Genomic DNA, 17,267 nt, shown 5'->3' with positions numbered 1-17,267 from the left:
ATGATTTAAGACTTCGGCACTTCCCCACGCTGCGACAAGGGTTTTCAGCCGAGCCATCAATAAAATTGATCGTCACGATGAAAATTATGCGTTTTCCTTGCAGGTCGCCGTGATGCATAGTTGCGTCGTGTTGACGCACCTTTGAGTCTTTCAGTCATGAACATGCGAATCGAGCCGTCCGTGCTCGCGAACCCCGACCTGCAATTTGCGACGCTTTCGTCAGGCATCAGCCTGCCGTATGTCGAGCGGGGCAGCGGCGCGCCGATGGTGTTCGTGCACGGCTCGCTGTGCGACTACCGTTACTGGGATCCGCAACTCGCGTCGCTGTCGGCCCACTACCGCTGCATCGCGCCGAGCCTGAGCCATTACTGGCCGGCCGTCGAGGCGGGCATCCAGGACGAGTTCAGCTGGCAGAACCACGTCGACGAGCTCGCCGAATTCATCGATGCGCTCGATCTCGGCCCCGTGCATCTCGTCGGCCATTCGCGTGGCGGTAGCGTCGCGTTCAACGTCGCGCGCCAGCATCCGCAGCTCGTCGACACGCTGACGCTCGCCGATCCCGGCGGCCCGCTGCAACAGCCGGGCGTGCGCGAAGCCGCATTGCCGGCCGGCGCGATCGCGCTGCGCACGCAGGCCGTGAACCTGATCGGGCAAGGCGAAGTGGAAGCCGGCCTCGAGATGTTCGTCGACTCGGTGAGCCTGCCCGGCGCATGGAAGAAGAGCACGTCGCGCTTTCGCACGATGGCGATCGACAACGCGAGCACGCTGCCGAAGCAGTTGCAGGATCCGCTGCCCGCGTATTCGCAGCACACGGCATCGGATATCGCGTGCCGCACGCTGCTGATCGACGGCCAGCGCAGCCCGAAGATGTTCCGCAACAACGTCGACACGCTGTCGCAGTGGATCGGCGATGCACAACGGCAGACCGTCGCCGGTGCGTCGCACGGGATGAACGCGGCGAGCCCCGCGGTGTTCAACCGTTACGTGCACGAGTTCGTCGCCGCGTAACGCTCGCGGGCGGCATTCGCTCCGCCCGTCACTTCCCGTCCCTTTCCTGAACGAAGCGATACGGGCTGCCCCGCATCGCTTCGCCCGCCTCCGCGTCAGATGATCGGTTCGGGCTTGCGCGTCACAGCATCCGGCAACCCGAACACGCTGTCGAACGACCAGTTGTACGCGAACGTGAAGATCGGGAAGAACACGATCAGCACGGCGTCGTACAGGAACGCCTGCCACAGCGACACGCCGAGCCACCAAGCGATCAGCGGAATCAGTAACGTCACGAGCGCGACCTGGAAACCGATCGCATGCACGACGCGCCGCGCGACGGTGCGCGTCGTTTCCGCACGCCGCCGCTCCCACGCCTCGAACCCCAGGTTGTACAGAAAATTGACGATGACGCCCGTCGTCGAGATCATCACGCCGAGCAGGCCGCTCGCCGTCGCGCTCGCGCCGCTCAGCATGCCGAGCACCGACGACGCGACGAGGATGCCGAGCACCTCGAACATCACGACGTAGACTATGCGTCTCTTCCAACCTTGCATGACCCACCACCTTCATATCGAACAAGGTGGCGAGACTACAGCGGGCATTTCGCCGGCAAAAGTCAGGTCCTTTCAATTTTTCTGACAGGAAGCCACGCATGCTGACCAGCGACCACATCGACATGCTGCTGACCGTCATCGACAAAGGCTCGTTCTCGGCGGCCGCGCGTGCGCTCGGCCGCACGCCGTCGGCGGTCAGCATGGCGATCGCGAATCTCGAGGCCGAGCTGGACCTCGTGCTGTTCGACCGCGGCACGCGCGAGCCGACACCGACCGCCGCGATGGCTGCGCTGCTGCCCGATGCGCGGTCGATCGCCGAACGGCTGCAGGCGCTGCGCGCGCATGCGCAGCATCTGTCGGAAGGCGTCGAGGACACGCTGCGGCTCGGCCTCGCCGCGGAGCTCGACAGCGCGCCCGTTGCACGCGCACTGACCGCCGTCGCCGCGAAGTATCCGGCGCTCGCGATCAGCATCGTCACCGCGCCGCAAGACGCGATCGTCGACGCATTGCATCGCGGCGCCGTCGATCTCTGCGTCGCGTACGGCGGACTCGATCTTCATCCACAGGAACAGATCCACGCGCTGTGGACCGAGACGCTGATTGCCGTCGCGGCACCCGGTCATCCGTCGATCGCCGAAGCCGCGCATCCCGAGGCGATCGAGCGATTGTCGGGGTTTCGGCAGATCGTGATCGCCGATCCGGAACGGCCGCTCACTGACGTGCGTCCCGTGATCGGCAACCGCACCTGGAAGGTGACCGACATGGCGACCGCGATCGCGCTCGTGAAGGCCGGGCACGGTTGGGCGAACCTGCCCGAATCGCTGATCGGCCGGTATGTCGCCGACGGCGAACTCGCGCCGCTCGTGTTCGCGAACATCCGCAACGGGCTGCCGCTGCCGGTGTATCTGCGCCGGCCCAAACACACGGGGCTCGGCAAGGCGGCGAGCGAGTTGGTGCGTGCGCTGCGGGCTGAAGGCCACGCAGCCTGATCGGGGCGCGCGGCGGCGTTTCGCCGCGCGCCCCGCTTGCAGATGCGGAATGAACTTGACCGTTAGTTGCGATATGGGCCCGGTTGCCATGAAAAACCCCGGTCACGCAGGCCTGAGCCTGCATGCCGGGGTGCTTCGCTTCACTGCCAGCAGCCAACAGCCGACGGGCGATGAATCGCCCGTCATTCGCGCTCAGCGCGCAGCCACTTCCGCCTTGCCCGCCGCCACATCGCCGACCGCGGCCGGCGCCTGCGCCGCCCCCCACCCGCCGCCCAGCGCGCGGATCAGGTTCACGGTCGACACCGCCTGCGCACCGGTCAGCTGGTTCGCCTGCAACTGCGACTGCAGCACCGACCGTTCGCTGTCGATCACGTCGAGATAGGCCACTTCGCCTTCCTGATACTGCGTCCGCGACAGCGTCGCCGCACGGCGCGACGCATTGACGGCCGCATCCTGCGCGCGAATCTGGTCGTCGAGCAGGCGCAGATCGGCGAGATTGTCCTCGACCTCGCGGAACGCGACGAGCACCTGCTGCCGGTAGTTCGCGACCTGCTCGTCGTACTGCGCGCGCGCCTGCTGCACGCCGGCCGCACGGCGCCCGCCGTCGAACAGCGGCAGCGTCAGCGCGGTGCCGGCGAACGGCCCGAGCAGGAACGTGCGGCTCGACCACATGAACAGGTTGCCGAGCGTCGACGCCTCATAACCGAATGCGCCCGTGATATCGAGCTTCGGGAAGTACGCCGACTTCGCGAGACCGATCCGCGCGTTCGCGGCCGCCATCGCGCGCTCGGCCGCCGACACGTCCGGGCGGCGTTCGAGCAGTGCCGACGGCAGGCCCGGCGGAACCTTCACCGCGACCGGCACGATCGGCGTTTCCTTGAACGCGAAGTCCGCGGGCGCCTTGCCGAGCAGGATCGCGAGCGCATGCTCGGACGCCGCGCGCCGGCGCGCGACGCCGACCGCATCGGCCTGCGCGGTTGCCAGCTCGTTCTTCGCGCGCGACACGTCGAGCTCGCTGATGTCGCCTTCGTTGAAGCGGCGCTGTACGAGCTTCAGTGCCTGGTCACGCAGTTCGACCGTGCGGCGGTACAGGTCCTGGTCCGAGTCGAGCTGGCGCAGTTCGAAGTAGTTCTGCGCGACGTCCGCCTGCAGCGCGAGCTGCACCGAACGGAACAGCGCCTCGCTCTGCGCCTGGTCGGCACGCGACGCCTCGACGTTGCGGCCCACGCGGCCGAACAGGTCGGCCTCGTAGGACACCGTGCCCTGCGCGCGCCACAGCGTCGCGGTGGTCGGGCCCGTGCCCTGCGGCTGGAACTGCGACGCCGACGACAGCCCTTCACGCGTCGGCCCGAACCCGGCGCCGACCTGCGGGAACCACTGCGAGCGCGCGGTGCGGGTCGCCGCACGCGCTTCCTCGACGCGCGCCGCCGCGGCCTTCAGGTTCTGGTTCGCGGCGAGCGCCTGCGACTCGAGCGCGTCGAGCGTCGGATCGCCGAACGCCTTCCACCATTCGCCGCGATGCTCGCCGTCCGCCGGTTCGGCGGTCTTCCACGTGCCGGCCTGTTCGCCGGCCGCGAGCGTCGGCGCTTCCTTGAACGCCGCGGGCGTCGACACGTCCGGGCGCTTGTAGTCGGGCCCCACCGCGCACGCGGCGAGCAGCGTCGCGAGCAGGGTACTCGCGGCCGCCACCTTCGCGAAGCGCATCAGACCTTTCGTGTTGTGCATGTTGTCCATCTTGTTGTCCTCAAGCATCCGAAGCCGACGCACCGGAAGGCGACACGCCATAGCCGGCCGAGTCCTTGCCCGCGACGTGGATCTTGCCGCCCGCGAGCGTGCGCAGCACGACATAGAACACCGGCGTCAGCATCAGCCCGAACAGCGTCACGCCGAGCATCCCGAAGAACACCGCGACACCCATCGCATGGCGCATTTCCGAACCCGCGCCCGTCGACGTGACGAGCGGCACGACACCCATGATGAAGGCGATCGACGTCATCAGGATCGGGCGCAGCCGCAGCCGGCTCGCCTCGATCGCGGCCTCGAACGGCGTCCTGCCGTCATGCTCCAGTTCGCGTGCGAATTCGACGATCAGGATCGCGTTCTTCGCGGACAGCCCCACCAGCACCATCAAGCCGATCTGCGTGAAGATGTTGTTGTCGCCCTGCGTGAGCCACACACCCGTCAGCGCCGACAGAATGCTCATCGGCACGATCAGGATCACCGCGAGCGGCAGCGTCAGGCTTTCATACAGCGCCGCGAGCACGAGGAACACGAGCAGCACGCTGATCGGGAACACATACATCGCCGAATCGCCGGCAAGAATCTGCTGGTACGTGAGGTCGGTCCATTCGAACCGCACGCCGCGCGGCAGCGTTTCATGCGCGATGCGCTCGATCGCGGCCTGCGCCTGCCCCGACGAGAAGCCCGGCGCCGGGCCGCCGTTGATGTCGGCCGCCGTGTAGCCGTTGTAGCGCACGACCATTTCCGGGCCGAACGTCGGCGTCACCGTCACGAGCGACGACAGCGGCACCATCTCGCCACGATCGTTGCGCGTCTTCAGCTGCAGGATGTCGTCCGCGCGCTGACGGAACGGCGCATCGGCCTGCACGCGCACCTGGTACACGCGCCCGAAGCGGTTGAAGTCGTTCACGTACAGCGAGCCGAGATACACCTGCATCGTGTTGAACACGTCGGTGACCGGCACGCCGAGCTGCTTCGCCTTCACGCGGTCGAGATCGACGTTGAGCTGCGGCACGTTGATCTGATAGCTCGTGAACAGCGGGCCGAGCTCAGGCGCCTGCTGCGCGCGCTTGATGAAGTCGTTGGTCGCATCCGACAGCTTCGCGTAGCCGACCGCACCGCGATCCTCGATCTGCATCTTGAACCCGCCGAGCGTGCCGAGGCCGAGCACCGGCGGCGGCGGGAACACCGCGACGAACGAGTCCTTGATCGCACCGTACTGCTGGTTCAACGCGCCGGCGATCGCACCGGCCGACAGCGCCTTGCCGTGCCGTTCCGAGAACGGCTTCAGCGTGACGAACACGATGCCCGCGCTCGAGCTGTTGGTGAAGCCGTTCACCGACAGCCCCGGGAACGCGACCGCGCTCTCGACGCCAGGCTGCTTCAGCGCGATCGAGCCCATGTCGCGGATCACCTTCTCGGTGCGGTCGAGCGACGCGCCGTTCGGCAGCTGCGCGAACGCGATCAGGTATTCCTTGTCCTGCGCGGGCACGAAGCCGCCCGGCACGACCTTCGACACGAGCACGGTCGCGCCCACCAGCACGAGGTACACGCCGAGCATCAGCGTCTTGCGCGACAGCACGCCGCGCACGCCGCGGCCGTAGTTCTCCGCACCGCGATGGAACACCTTGTTGAAGCCGCGGAAGAAGCCGCCGAGCACGCGGTTCATCACGCGCGTGAGCCAGTCTTCCTTGTCGCCGTGGCCCTTCAGCAGGATCGCGGACAGCGCCGGCGACAGCGTCAGCGAGTTGAACGCCGAAATCACCGTCGAGATCGCGATCGTCATCGCGAACTGCTTGTAGAACTGGCCGGTCAGGCCCGACATGAACGCGAGCGGCACGAACACGGCGACGAGCGTCAGCGCGATCGCGATGATCGGCCCGCTCACTTCCTGCATCGCCTTGTAGGTCGCCGCCCGTGCGTTCATCCCGCTTTCGATGTTGCGCTCGACGTTCTCGACGACGACGATCGCATCGTCGACCACGATCCCGATCGCGAGCACCATCCCGAACAATGACAACGCGTTGATCGAATACCCGAACGCCAGCAGCAGCGAGAACGTGCCGATGATCGACACCGGCACCGCGATCAGCGGAATCAGCGACGCGCGCCAGGTCTGCAGGAACACGATCACGACGATCACGACCAGCGCGATCGCTTCGAGCAGCGTGTGCACCACGGCCTTGATCGACGAGCGCACGAACTGCGTCGGGTCATAGACGATCTTGTAGTCGACGCCGGCCGGCATGTCCTGCCTCAGCTCGGCCATCGTCTTGCGCACTTCGTCGGAGATCTGCAGCGAGTTCGCGCCCGGCGACTGGTTGATCGCCATCGCGACGGCCGGCTTGTTGTCGAGCAGCGAGCGCAGCCCGTACTCGGACGCGTCCAGCTCGATGCGCGCGATGTCGCGCAGGTGCGTGACGCCGCCGTCCGGCGTCGTCTTCACGACGATGTCGCCGAACTCGTCCTCCGTCTGCAGACGGCCGCGCGCGTTCACCGACAGCTGCAGCGGCGTGCCGGGCAGCGACGGCGACGCACCGATCACGCCGGCCGCGACCTGCACGTTCTGCTCGCGGATCGCCTGCACGACGTCCTCGGCCGACAGCCCGCGCTGCGCGACCTTCTGCGGATCGAGCCACACGCGCATCGCGTAGTCGCCCGAGCCCCACAGCTGCACCTGGCCGACGCCCTGGATCCGCGACAGGCGATCCTTCACGTTGATCAGCGCGTAGTTGCGCAGGTAGGTCATGTCGTAGCGGTTGTCCGGCGAGATCAGGTGGACCACCATCGTCAGCGTCGGCGAGCTCTTCACCGTGGTGATGCCGAGCCGCTGCACGTCTTCCGGCAGGCGCGGCAGCGCCTGGTTCACGCGGTTCTGCACGAGCTGCGTGGCCTTGTCCGGATCGGTGCCGAGCTTGAACGTGACGGTGATCGTCATGTTGCCGTCGCTGTTCGCCTGCGACTGCATGTAGAGCATGTCCTCGACGCCGTTGATCTGCTCTTCCAGCGGCGACGCGACCGTCTCGGCGATCACTTTCGGGTTCGCGCCCGGATACTGCGCCTTCACGATCACGGACGGCGGCACGACTTCCGGATACTCCGAAATCGGCAGCAGGAACATCGCGATCACCCCGCCGAGCAGGACGATCACCGATAGGACTCCTGCAAAGATCGGCCGGTCGATAAAGAATTTGGAAATGTTCATGGGTTGCTCTGTCTGGTTGAACGCGGAAAGCGAAGCGGCGAACCGCTTACGATTCCGCCTTCGCCGGTGCGGCCGGCTTCGCGGTGCCCGCGAGCGGCGCGGACGGCGCATCGCCGCCGGTCATCGGGACCATGTGCGGCTTCACTTGCTCGCCCGGCCGCACGCGCTGCGTGCCGTTCACGATCACCCGATCGCCGGCGGCAAGGCCGCTCACGATCACGCGCCGGTTGCCGTGCTGCATGCCTTGCTGCACTTCGCGATACGACACGCGGCCCTGCTGGTCGACGACGAACACGAACTTCTTGTCCTGGTCGGTGTTGATCGCCGCATCGTCGACGAGCAGCGCCTCGTGCGGTGCGCTGCCGCCCACCTTCACGCGCGCGTAGAGCCCGGGGACGAGCGTGCCGTCCGCGTTGTCGAAGCGCGCGCGCACGCGGATCGTGCCGGACGACGTGTCGAGCCGGTTGTCGACCGAGTCGATCTCGCCGCTGCGCGAGTAGCCGGTTTCATTCGCGAGGCCGAGCTCGACCGGCACCTTGCGGCCGTTGCGCGCGCCGTTGATGTATTGCAGGTAGGTCTGCTCGTCCGCGTCGAACGACGCGTAGATCGGCGACACCGACACCAGCGTCGTCAGCGGCGCGGCGGACGCGCCGGCCGACACGACGTTGCCGAGCGTGATTTCCGCGCGCGACACGCGGCCCGCCACGGGTGCGGTGATGCGCGTATAGCCGAGGTTGATGCGCGCCGTTTCCAGCGCGGCGTCGGCGGCCTTCAGGTTCGCCGTCGCTTCGCGCGCCGCGTTCTGCTTCTCGTCGTAGTCGCGCTTCGCGATCGCGTTGTCGCCGATCAGCCGCTGCGCGCGCTGCCAGTCGGTTTGCGCATAGCCGTTGCGGGCCTGCGCGGCGGCGAGCTGCGCGGCCGCGCGGTCGGTTTCCGCCTGGTACGGGCGCGGATCGATCACGAACAGCACGTCGCCCTTCTTCACGAGCGCGCCGTCCTTGAAGTTCACCGCGACGATCGTGCCCGACACCTGCGGGCGCACGTCGACTTTCTCGACCGCCTCGAGGCGGCCCGAATAGCCTTGCCAGTCGGTGACGGTCTGCGGCACGACGGTCGCGACGTCGACTTCGGGCAGCGGCGCTGCCGCCTTTTCGGGCGCGTTCGCGTTCACGCGCATCGCGCCGAACGTGCCGAGGCCGACGACGGCGAGCGTCACGATCGCCGCGGTCGCGATTCGGGAGCGGGAGGTGCGTAGGATGGCCATGTGGATCTCCAATAAGCGTGGATTGGTTCTGGTTATTCGGAACGGTTCGGCTGGCGCGCCTGGAAGCGGCACTGGAAGAAGCGCACGGCTTCCTCGAGCGCGGCTTCGTGCGTCGCGAGCGCCGCGTGCGTGACGTCCGGGTAGCGGATCACCTGCGTGAGCACGCCCGATGAAATCAGGCAGCCCGCATATTTCTCCGCTTCGACGTGCAGCACGTCGTTCTGCGCGGTGACGACGAGCGTCGGCGGCAGGCCCGCGAGGCGCACCGATTCGAGCGGCGCCGCATACGGGTGCATGCGCTGCGCCGCCTGCGGCAGATAAGCGCGATAACAGGCCGCGCATTCGCGCGCGGTGATGTCCGACGCAAGGCGTTCGGCGTCGCCGATGCGCGTCATGCTCGGGTCGAGCATAGGCCCGAACAGGGCCTGCGCGGCGATCGACACTTCGCCGCGATCGCGCGCGATGAACGCGAGACAGTTCGCGAGCTGGCCGCCCGCATCGTGCCCCGCGACGCCGATCTTCTTCGGATTGCCGCCGAACGCGCGGGCGCGTGTCGCGGCCCACACGGCCGCGCGATACGCATCCTCCGGCGCGGCCGGAAAAGGAAAGGCCGGCGCGAGCGAATAATCGACCGACACTACGAGAGCCGGTAAGCGTTCTGCTAAAAAGCGCGCGGCGAAATCGGCGTCATCCAGCGTGCCGCGCACGAAACCGCCGCCGTGAAAGTAAAGCACTACCGGCAATCCGGTCTTGTCCGCGCGCCGATAGAGGCGCAGCACGATGTCCTGCGCGTAGCCGGGGATTTCCACCTCCGCGACCGTCAGTGCCGCGCCGGCTCTGGCTTCGGCGGGCAACGCGGCTTTCAGGAATTTGCTGAATTCAGAAGCGTCCATGACGATGCAGCATCCATTTCGAGATGGAACGAATTCTGGCTCCGGCAGACATCCGGATAAATGCCTATAATCCGGCAACACAATTCAACGCCCCCGAACAATCCAGGCTGCGCTTACCCATGAGGTAGCGCAGCCTTGTCGTTCGGGCGGCAAATTAGATTGCGGAGGTTGTGATGGACCGGCTTCAGGCCATGCAGGTGTTTACTCGCGTCGTCGATACAAGCAGCTTCACCAAGGCAGCAGAGTCGCTCAGCCTGCCGCGGGCGTCCGTCACGACGATCATCCAGAATCTCGAAGCCTTCCTCGGCGTGCGGTTGATGCACCGGACCACGCGCCGGCTGTCGCTCACGCCGGACGGGGCCGCGTACTACGAACGCTGCGTGCGGATCCTCGCCGATGTCGAGGAAACCGAAGCAAGCTTCCAGAACAACAACCGCAAGCCGCACGGAAAGTTGCGTATCGACATGCCGGGCTCGATCGGGCGGCTGCTGGTGATTCCGTCGCTGTGCGAATTCCACACGCGCTATCCGGACATCGACCTGCAGCTCGGCCTGTCCGACCGGCCGGTCGACCTGCTGCAGGAAGGCGTCGACTGCGTGATCCGCGTCGGTGCGCTGCAGGACTCGTCGCTGGTTGCGCGCCGGGTCGGATTGTTCGAGTGCGTGTCGGTCGCCGCGCCCGCGTATCTCGAGAAGTTCGGCGAGCCGCGGACGATCGAGGATCTGAACGACCACAAGGCCGTCAACTACTTCTCGAGCCGCACGGGCCGCACGATCGACTGGACGTTCCTGACCGACGGCAAGGAAGTCGAGGTCAAGATGAACGCCATCGTGTCGGTCAACGATGCCGATGCGTACGTGACGTGCGGGCTCGAAGGCTTCGGCCTGATCCAGCCGCCGCTGTTCATGGTGCTGCCGCACCTGCGCGACGGCCGGCTCAAGGAAGTGCTGCCCGGCCTCAAGCCGCTGCCGATGCCGATCTCGGTCGTGTATCCGCACAGCCGGCATCTGTCGCCGAAGGTACGCGTGTTCGTCGACTGGATCGCCGAAGTGTTCGACCGCTGCCCGCTGCTGAGCGGCAAGGGCAGCCTCGACGCGACGTGCAGCAAGCGCACGTTCGAGGAAGCCGAGCGCGCACCGGCGCTCGACACGCCGGTCATCAACGAGTGGGTCGCGTAATCGTCTGAACCGCGGCGCGCGGGCTGTGCGGCCCGCGCGCCGTCCTGCCTTCGCGCCCCGTGGCGTCACGTTCGTGCCGCCTTCCCCGCCCCGCACTGCGCCTTTCCTGATTCCGCATCACACCTTTGCGCCGCGCGCGGCAATCGGCCGCGTGCATGACGGCGCGCGCCGCGCCACATCGCCGGGAGCCCTGCTGCAGGCGGCTGTGCGCGATTTTCGAGTAACCCTGCCGACGGTACGGATGGCGATTGTTCCACCATCACGACAATTCAATTCGCGTCAGCCGCATTTATCGCGCCGGAACGGCCCCCTAGAGTAAACCCTGTCGCGCACCTCGTTGCGCATCGAACAGATCCCGCTTGATGGGACCGGAGCCAGCGCCGACGCGCCAACTCCGATCAACACAGGAGTTACGTCATGAACCGCCGCCACCTTCTCTCTGCCGTCGCCCTCGCACTCGCCGTGTCCGCACCGGCCTTCGCCGATACGACCACCCCGCACGCCGGCGACTACACCAACACGTCGTGGTACACGCAGCACAACAACGGCCCGCGCACGCGCGCCGAAGTCAGCGCGGAAGTCGAGCAGGCCCGCCGCGACGGCACGCTGGCCTGGCTGCGCAAGGCGAATTCGTATCCGCAAGGGCTCGAACTCGCGCAAGGCCCGTATCGCTCGATGCCGGAAAGCAACCAGCTCGCCGGCGGGGGCCGGTAAACGCGCAACGCCGCGCAGCGGGTCGCCCCGCGCGTGGCGTCGCGACACACCTATCAATGACTCGCTGAGTCAGTTAGTTGCAGGAGCACATGATGAACGACCAACTTCCTTCGCCGCTCGATCACTGGGACGACACCACGCCGGTCTGGACGCCTTTCCGTTCGGCCCCGCACTCGCATTGACCACCGGCTGAACCGTCGCGTGGCCCTTACCGGCGCGTCACGCCATTCGCCCCCAGTGCGTCACGATGTCCTGACCGAGCGGATTGCCCGCGCGGTACAGGTTTTCGGTCGCCGGGGCGAAGCGTCGGCCACTGCGGCATATTTGTGCCGTAGTCACTGCACCACTGTAGCGACACAATTGGTGACGTTATCCAAGGTCAATCCAACGACCAAGTCGCATCCATGCTCGATATAACGATTGACACTAGATGATTAGCCTGTTAGTCGCGTTCGCCGTTGTAGTCGATGGTCTATCGGCTGCATATTGCATGTCCAGCGGGCTCAATCCAGATCTTCTCGCGGGTTGAGCCAGCGAAAGGTCACCTGTTCGCCGCAAGAACCCGCCGTCTTTCCCACCTTCCATTCACACTTCCCAAGACTCATTCGTTGTGTCGACCGAAATCTGGTACACCATCGGTCTACTTCAGGCACATAACATCAGCACTCCAAATGATATCCATATGGAGAGTGCCTATGACAACATCGCCACTGCCTGGTGCATCGCTCGATGGACCACCAATCTGTCCGAACATGACGGACGCGGCGTTCAGGAAACGGATGCTCGAATTGCGGGACGAAGCAGTCGAGATCACACTGCGACGGCGCAGGGAACTGATGCTCTGGAATCCGGCCACGGAAGCACGAGTCATCGAGTGGTTCGGTTCGGCAAATAGCGATACAGACGCAGACTTACTTCGGGGCTCGACGCCCTCGCCAGGGTGATGGCCAGTCTCGGGCCAGAAAATTTCGTCCGCATCGGTTCCGATGCCGACCGCGCAACAGGATGTCTTCCAAACATGAAACATCTCGACGCCGAGGTCGCGCATGTCTGTCGCCCCGACACCGCAACTCATACAATCGCCATCAATCTCCCGTTCTGCTCGCTACCCGAGCGATCAGCCGGGAACCTCTCCTCGCAGCAATTGACCATCGTTCACGAATGCGCGCATTTTGCAGACACTTTCGACGCGGGCGACCATCCAGCGGCATACGGTCGACGGGCCAGCGCCCAGTTCGCGAAACGCTACCCGGGCATGGCGATCGGTAATGCAGACAACATCGCGTGGTTCATTCTGGCGCGTTGAATCGGAGCAACTCATGCGACGTGCCCTCCCTGTCATATTCGGCGCCCTCCTGTCACTCCCGATACAGGCCAATGCGTGCAAGGTCCTGTTGACCGACAGCATGGAACTGCCGCTGAATTCGACCGAGATCGCCAACAGCGACAGACTCTCCGTCGTCAGACACTACCTGACCGCCAGGGAATGGACGCGCGAAGGGGCCGCGGCCTCGATCGACGCGACGGCCTACGATTGGGAAAACCGCCCTAATCAACTCGCGCGGCAACGCGGTGCGCAGATGAAATCGTTTCTCATGCAACTTGGAATATCGCCCGACGACATCTACATCGACGAGCGAATCGTGTCGCGCAGGAACGGCAAGCTCGATCCCGATGACAGGAAGCAGCTTTGGGTCCAGTTCGTTCCGAAATGCCCGCCTGCGGGGTGTCAGAGTCTTTGCAACTCGGCAGGTACGCCCGGTGTCGCCAGTCATGCACCGACACCCGAGACGCCGGGGCCCGAGCCCGACTCGAGCCGCTTTTCATGCGGCGACAGTCGGGAACCCACGTCGGCACGTTTCGTGACAACGGAGCGCTGGACCGCACGCACGCGCAACCAGACCTTGCTTTTGCGAAATCAAGACCACCGGCCGCTAACGCACACCTGCTACCGAATCAGCACCAGTGCCACGCAATACATCGGCATGACGGACGAGCACGGTGAGACTGCGCCCATGCAGTTATTGGGGCCAGAATATACGCGCATCGAACTCAAACTCGCGCGCCCCGGCCCGTGATCCTCCGCAGCCGGTCCCGCGGGCCCCAATCCGGTCGCTCCAGGCGATATTGACTCGCCCGGAGCCCGGCCACGCGTGAATGATCGAGTGACTCCAGCGCGGCGCTACCCCCTCACCGGCGCGGCACGCCGTCGCGCCATTCGCCCCAGTGCGTGACGATGTCCTGAACGAGCGGATTGCCCGCACGGTAGAGGTTTTCGGTCGCCGGGGCGAAGCCGCCCTGGTCCGCGTAGTTCAGCAGGTTGTCCGCGCTCGTCTGCCCTGCATACGGCCGGTCGAAATCGGAACCCGTGCGCACCACCGCGACGCGCGACAGGTCGACCCGCTTTACGCTCGCCGCGCGCTTGAGCGCTTCATACGTCGCGTTGTCTTCCTGCGCGGTCATGCAGTAGGTACCCTTGCCGTCGGTGAGGATCTTGGTCCACTGACGCGCGCGCTCGCCGATCAGCGTGCCCGAGAACCACGTATTGCCCGATGACGTGTCGCACTGGATCACCGTCGGCGGCCGGTTCGCCGGCGCATACGTGAACTTCGCACGCGCGGCCTGGGCCTGCGCGCTGTCGGCGAGCACGACGTTGCGCGACAGCGCATACGCGGCATCGGTCAGCTGCGGGTTGAGCTGGAACACTTCGGTGCGGTAGTCGAGCGGCGGCTTGTCGTTCGGGCTCTTCGTATTGATGCCGAGAAAGCCGGTGTTCCAGCCGGCAGGAATCTCGCGCGCATCGAGCTCCCACTGCAGGCTGAAGTCGACCAGGTATTTCGACCAGGCGGCGGAACCGACCGTGCCTTGCGCGGGGTCGACGCCCGCGATGCCCGACACGAGGAAGTACGTGCGGCGCAGGTCGAAGCGCTGCGAGAACGTGAGCGCCATGATCGTCGCGGACGCGTTCGCGTAGCCCATGCCGGTCGTCACCACGCACACGTCCTGCTTGTTGCAGTGAACGGCCGGATAGTCGGGCGACAGGCCGGGCACGGTGATGTCGCGCCACGGGCCGAGCCGGTCGAGCCACGCCTGGCCTTCCGGACCGAACATCGTGATGATCATGACCTTGACCGGGCGGCCCTGTGCACCGGTCTCGGCGAATGCAGCGTTGCCCGCATCGTTGCCCTGGTTGTCCTGCGCGATCGACGGCGCGGTCGCACAGGCGGCAAGCGAGAATGCAGCTGCGGAAAGGATGGAGCGAGTCAGCATCGGCGTTCCTTGTTTCGGAGATGTTGGGTGAGAACGGCTCTCGGAGACTGCGCGAGGGAGTATAGAACGCGCGTGTGCGATGCGGAACCCGACTACGAAACGGCGGGCGGTGTGCGCGGCTCCAGGATTCGCATGAAACGCGTGACGGGATCGACATGCGCGCCGCGCAATAACATCAGGAATACTATCTGATCGACCGACCCACGAGCCAACGTCGATGCGAATGACTGGATGCAAACCACGACGAACCTTGCGTGGCTCTCGATCCACGGCCCGAACAGGAAATCGTTCATCGGTCGTCGATGCCTTCGAGGGAAGGCATCGATTCTAGCGACCGATAGCGATCCGGCGTGAAAAAAAACGCGTCAGGCGACGTCGACGCGCGCGGGCCCGTCCGCCATCTCGCCGATCACGGCCGCGCGGTCGAAGCCGTCGGCACGGAAGCACGCGAGCACGTCGTCGACTGCATCCGGCGCGCACGCGACCAGCAGGCCGCCGGACGTCTGCGGATCGGTCAGCAGCGCCTGCGCGACGGGCGGCAGCCCGTCGGCGAGCCGCACGTCGGCGCCATACGCGGCCCAGTTGCGGCCCGATGCGCCGGTGAACACGCCGTCGGCGACGAACGCCTCGACGCCCGCCAGCCACGGCAGCGACGCGTAATGCACGCGTGCGGTCAGATTCGCGCCGCGCGCCAGTTCGAGCGTATGGCCGAGCAGCCCAAAGCCCGTGACGTCGGTCAGCGCATGCACGCCCGGCAGCGCGGCGAGTTCGGCGCCCGGCCGGTTCAGCTTGGTGGTCGTCGCAACCATCTGCGCGTAGCCCGCGTCGTCGAGCTGGTTCTTCTTCAGCGCGGCCGACAGCACACCGACGCCGAGCGGCTTGCCGAGCACGAGCACGTCGCCCGCGCGCGCGGCCGCGTTGCGCTTCACGCGCGACGGATGCACGACGCCGATCGCCGCGAGCCCGTAGATCGGCTCGACCGAATCGATCGAATGGCCGCCCGCGACCGGAATGCCGGCATCCGCGCACACCGATTCGCCGCCGCGCAACACGGCCGCGATCGTCTCGTGCGGCAGCACGTTGATCGGCATCCCGACCAGCGCGAGCGCGAGAATCGGCTTGCCGCCCATCGCGTAGACGTCGGACAGCGCGTTGGTTGCCGCGATGCGGCCGAAGTCGAACGGATCGTCGACGATCGGCATGAAGAAGTCGGTCGTCGCGACGATCGCCTGCTCGTCGTTCAGCCGGTAGACGGCCGCGTCGTCGGAGGTTTCGGTGCCGACCAGCAGGTCCGGGAACAGCGCGGGCGGCGTCGCCCGCTTCAGCAGCTCGGACAGCACGCCCGGCGCGATCTTGCAGCCGCAGCCGCCGCCATGCGACAGGCTCGTGAGGCGCGGAACGGCGGGCGGGGTGAGGGTGGCTTCGGTCATCGTCGGCATCCGGTGAATAACAACGTTCTATTATCGACAATTCCGCGCGAGTACGCCCGATACCCACATAATTGACGGCGCCCGCCCGCTTCTACCCTCGTCCGCCCCTTCATCGATGGATCACGTCTTCATCGGCCTCGTGCTGTGCTCCGCCCTCTTGCACGCGATCTGGAATGCATTCCTCCATGTCAGCGAAGACCGCCTCGTCCAGCTCGGCACGATGTCGCTGCCGTATCTCGCGTTCGGCATGGCGGGCGTTGTACTGCTGCCCGCGCCGGCGCGGGCCGCGTGGCCGTATGTCGCGGCATCGGCGGTGCTCGAGGTCGCGTACTGCTTCACGCTCGTGCGCGCGTACCGCAGCGGCGAATTCGGCCAGATCTACCCGATCGCACGCGGCATGTCACCGCTGCTCGTGTCGGTGCTCGCGTTCGCGGTGCTGCACGAGCAGCCGACGCCATTCGGCTTCGCAGGCATTGCGCTCGTGTCGTTCGGCATCATGTCGCTCGCGTTGCGGCGCGGCTTCCGGTTCTCCGGCGAAGGCGTGCCGTACGCACTGCTCACGGGCGTGTTCATCGCCGCGTATTCGATCTGCGACGGGATCGGCTCGCGCGTGTCGGGCAGCGCGCTCGGCTATATCGCGTGGGTGTACCTGCTGTGGAGCGTGCCGCAGCTCGCGCTCGTCTGTGCGCTGCGCGGCGGCCCGCGCGTGGTGTTCGGTTCGCGCGCGTCGCTGCGGCAAGGCGCGATCGCCGGCACGATCTCGCTCGCCGCATACGGGATCGTGATCCTCGCATACCGGCACCTGCCGGTCGCGACCGTGTCGGCGCTGCGCGAGACGAGCTCGATCTTCGCGGTCGCGATCGGCTGGTTCGTGATGCGCGAGCGGCCCGGCGCGCAGCGGCTCGCCGCGTGCGCGCTGGTGGTCGCGGGCGCGGCGTTGATCCGGCTTTGACGCGCCGGCGATTCTTCCCGACGGTGAAGACGATCGCGCGCCCCACATTCGACGGCTGCCCTCGCATCGCCCGTATGCCGCAGCACGG

Annotated in this window: 15 protein-coding genes; 7 read left to right on the top strand and 8 right to left on the bottom strand. The window is 66.3% G+C overall.

Going from position 1 to position 17,267, the window contains the following annotated elements:
• Window positions 1–156: 156 nt before the first annotated feature.
• Window positions 157–1,008, top strand: a complete 852-nt coding sequence (locus tag U4Y91_RS17560; protein WP_321806096.1) for an alpha/beta hydrolase — start codon at window positions 157–159, stop codon at window positions 1,006–1,008.
• 95 nt (window positions 1,009–1,103) lie between these two features.
• Here U4Y91_RS17560 and U4Y91_RS17555 read toward each other — a convergent pair whose 3' ends face one another.
• Complete coding sequence (locus U4Y91_RS17555; protein ID WP_321806095.1) at window positions 1,104–1,544, bottom strand: PACE efflux transporter; 441 nt, start codon at window positions 1,542–1,544, stop codon at window positions 1,104–1,106.
• A 98-nt stretch (window positions 1,545–1,642) separates the two neighbouring features.
• On the opposite strand from U4Y91_RS17555, the gene U4Y91_RS17550 reads away from it, so the two are divergent.
• Entirely contained in the window at window positions 1,643–2,533 is an 891-nt protein-coding gene (locus tag U4Y91_RS17550; protein WP_321806094.1) for a LysR family transcriptional regulator, read from the top strand.
• 192 nt (window positions 2,534–2,725) lie between these two features.
• On the opposite strand, the gene opcM is transcribed toward U4Y91_RS17550, so the two are convergent.
• The 4 genes from opcM to U4Y91_RS17530 are packed head-to-tail and all read right to left on the bottom strand — an operon-like array spanning window position 2,726 to window position 9,635.
• Window positions 2,726–4,267 (bottom strand): multidrug efflux transporter outer membrane subunit OpcM, encoded by a 1,542-nt coding sequence (opcM, locus tag U4Y91_RS17545; protein WP_321806093.1) that lies wholly within the window; start codon window positions 4,265–4,267, stop codon window positions 2,726–2,728.
• 10 nt (window positions 4,268–4,277) lie between these two features.
• Entirely contained in the window at window positions 4,278–7,478 is a 3,201-nt protein-coding gene (gene ceoB, locus U4Y91_RS17540; protein ID WP_321806092.1) for a multidrug efflux RND transporter permease subunit CeoB, read from the bottom strand.
• A gap of 46 nt (window positions 7,479–7,524) precedes the next feature.
• Window positions 7,525–8,742, bottom strand: a complete 1,218-nt coding sequence (gene ceoA / locus U4Y91_RS17535; RefSeq protein ID WP_321806091.1) for a multidrug efflux RND transporter periplasmic adaptor subunit CeoA — start codon at window positions 8,740–8,742, stop codon at window positions 7,525–7,527.
• 32 nt (window positions 8,743–8,774) lie between these two features.
• Window positions 8,775–9,635, bottom strand: a complete 861-nt coding sequence (locus U4Y91_RS17530; protein WP_044845763.1) for an alpha/beta hydrolase — start codon at window positions 9,633–9,635, stop codon at window positions 8,775–8,777.
• A 173-nt stretch (window positions 9,636–9,808) separates the two neighbouring features.
• Here U4Y91_RS17530 and ceoR point away from each other — a divergent pair, with 173 nt between their 5' ends.
• The 4 genes from ceoR to U4Y91_RS17510 all read left to right on the top strand — a co-directional run bounded on the left by ceoR (window position 9,809) and on the right by U4Y91_RS17510 (window position 13,605).
• Window positions 9,809–10,813, top strand: coding sequence for a putative multidrug efflux transcriptional regulator CeoR (gene ceoR / locus U4Y91_RS17525; protein WP_044845764.1), 1,005 nt, complete (start codon window positions 9,809–9,811; stop codon window positions 10,811–10,813).
• 417 nt (window positions 10,814–11,230) lie between these two features.
• The gene (locus U4Y91_RS17520) at window positions 11,231–11,527 is read left to right on the top strand and encodes a DUF4148 domain-containing protein (protein WP_321806090.1); all 297 of its coding nucleotides are present in this window, start codon (window positions 11,231–11,233) and stop codon (window positions 11,525–11,527) included.
• A gap of 1,018 nt (window positions 11,528–12,545) precedes the next feature.
• The gene (locus tag U4Y91_RS17515) at window positions 12,546–12,833 is read left to right on the top strand and encodes a M35 family metallo-endopeptidase (RefSeq protein WP_321806089.1); all 288 of its coding nucleotides are present in this window, start codon (window positions 12,546–12,548) and stop codon (window positions 12,831–12,833) included.
• A gap of 13 nt (window positions 12,834–12,846) precedes the next feature.
• Window positions 12,847–13,605 carry a hypothetical protein gene (locus U4Y91_RS17510; protein WP_321806088.1) on the top strand — a complete coding sequence of 253 codons (759 nt, stop codon included), beginning with the start codon at window positions 12,847–12,849 and terminating at the stop codon, window positions 13,603–13,605.
• Between the two features lie 112 nt (window positions 13,606–13,717).
• On the opposite strand, the gene U4Y91_RS17505 is transcribed toward U4Y91_RS17510, so the two are convergent.
• From U4Y91_RS17505 to selD, 3 genes are all read right to left on the bottom strand, one after another.
• A complete protein-coding gene (locus U4Y91_RS17505) occupies window positions 13,718–14,797 on the bottom strand; it encodes a purine nucleoside permease (RefSeq protein WP_321806087.1) in 1,080 nt (359 codons plus the stop codon).
• A 92-nt stretch (window positions 14,798–14,889) separates the two neighbouring features.
• Window positions 14,890–15,090, bottom strand: coding sequence for a hypothetical protein (locus U4Y91_RS17500; protein WP_321806086.1), 201 nt, complete (start codon window positions 15,088–15,090; stop codon window positions 14,890–14,892).
• Window positions 15,091–15,162: 72 nt separating this feature from the next.
• Entirely contained in the window at window positions 15,163–16,227 is a 1,065-nt protein-coding gene (selD, locus tag U4Y91_RS17495) for a selenide, water dikinase SelD (protein WP_321806085.1), read from the bottom strand.
• 115 nt (window positions 16,228–16,342) lie between these two features.
• Here selD and U4Y91_RS17490 point away from each other — a divergent pair, with 115 nt between their 5' ends.
• Window positions 16,343–17,179: a DMT family transporter gene (locus U4Y91_RS17490; RefSeq protein ID WP_321806084.1), complete on the top strand. Its 837-nt coding sequence runs from the start codon at window positions 16,343–16,345 to the stop codon at window positions 17,177–17,179.
• Window positions 17,180–17,267: the final 88 nt, after the last annotated feature.

This window comes from Burkholderia sp. BCC1993 (assembly GCF_905339865.1).
Lineage (GTDB): Bacteria > Pseudomonadota > Gammaproteobacteria > Burkholderiales > Burkholderiaceae > Burkholderia.
This window is presented reverse-complemented; position numbering and strand designations above follow the sequence as displayed.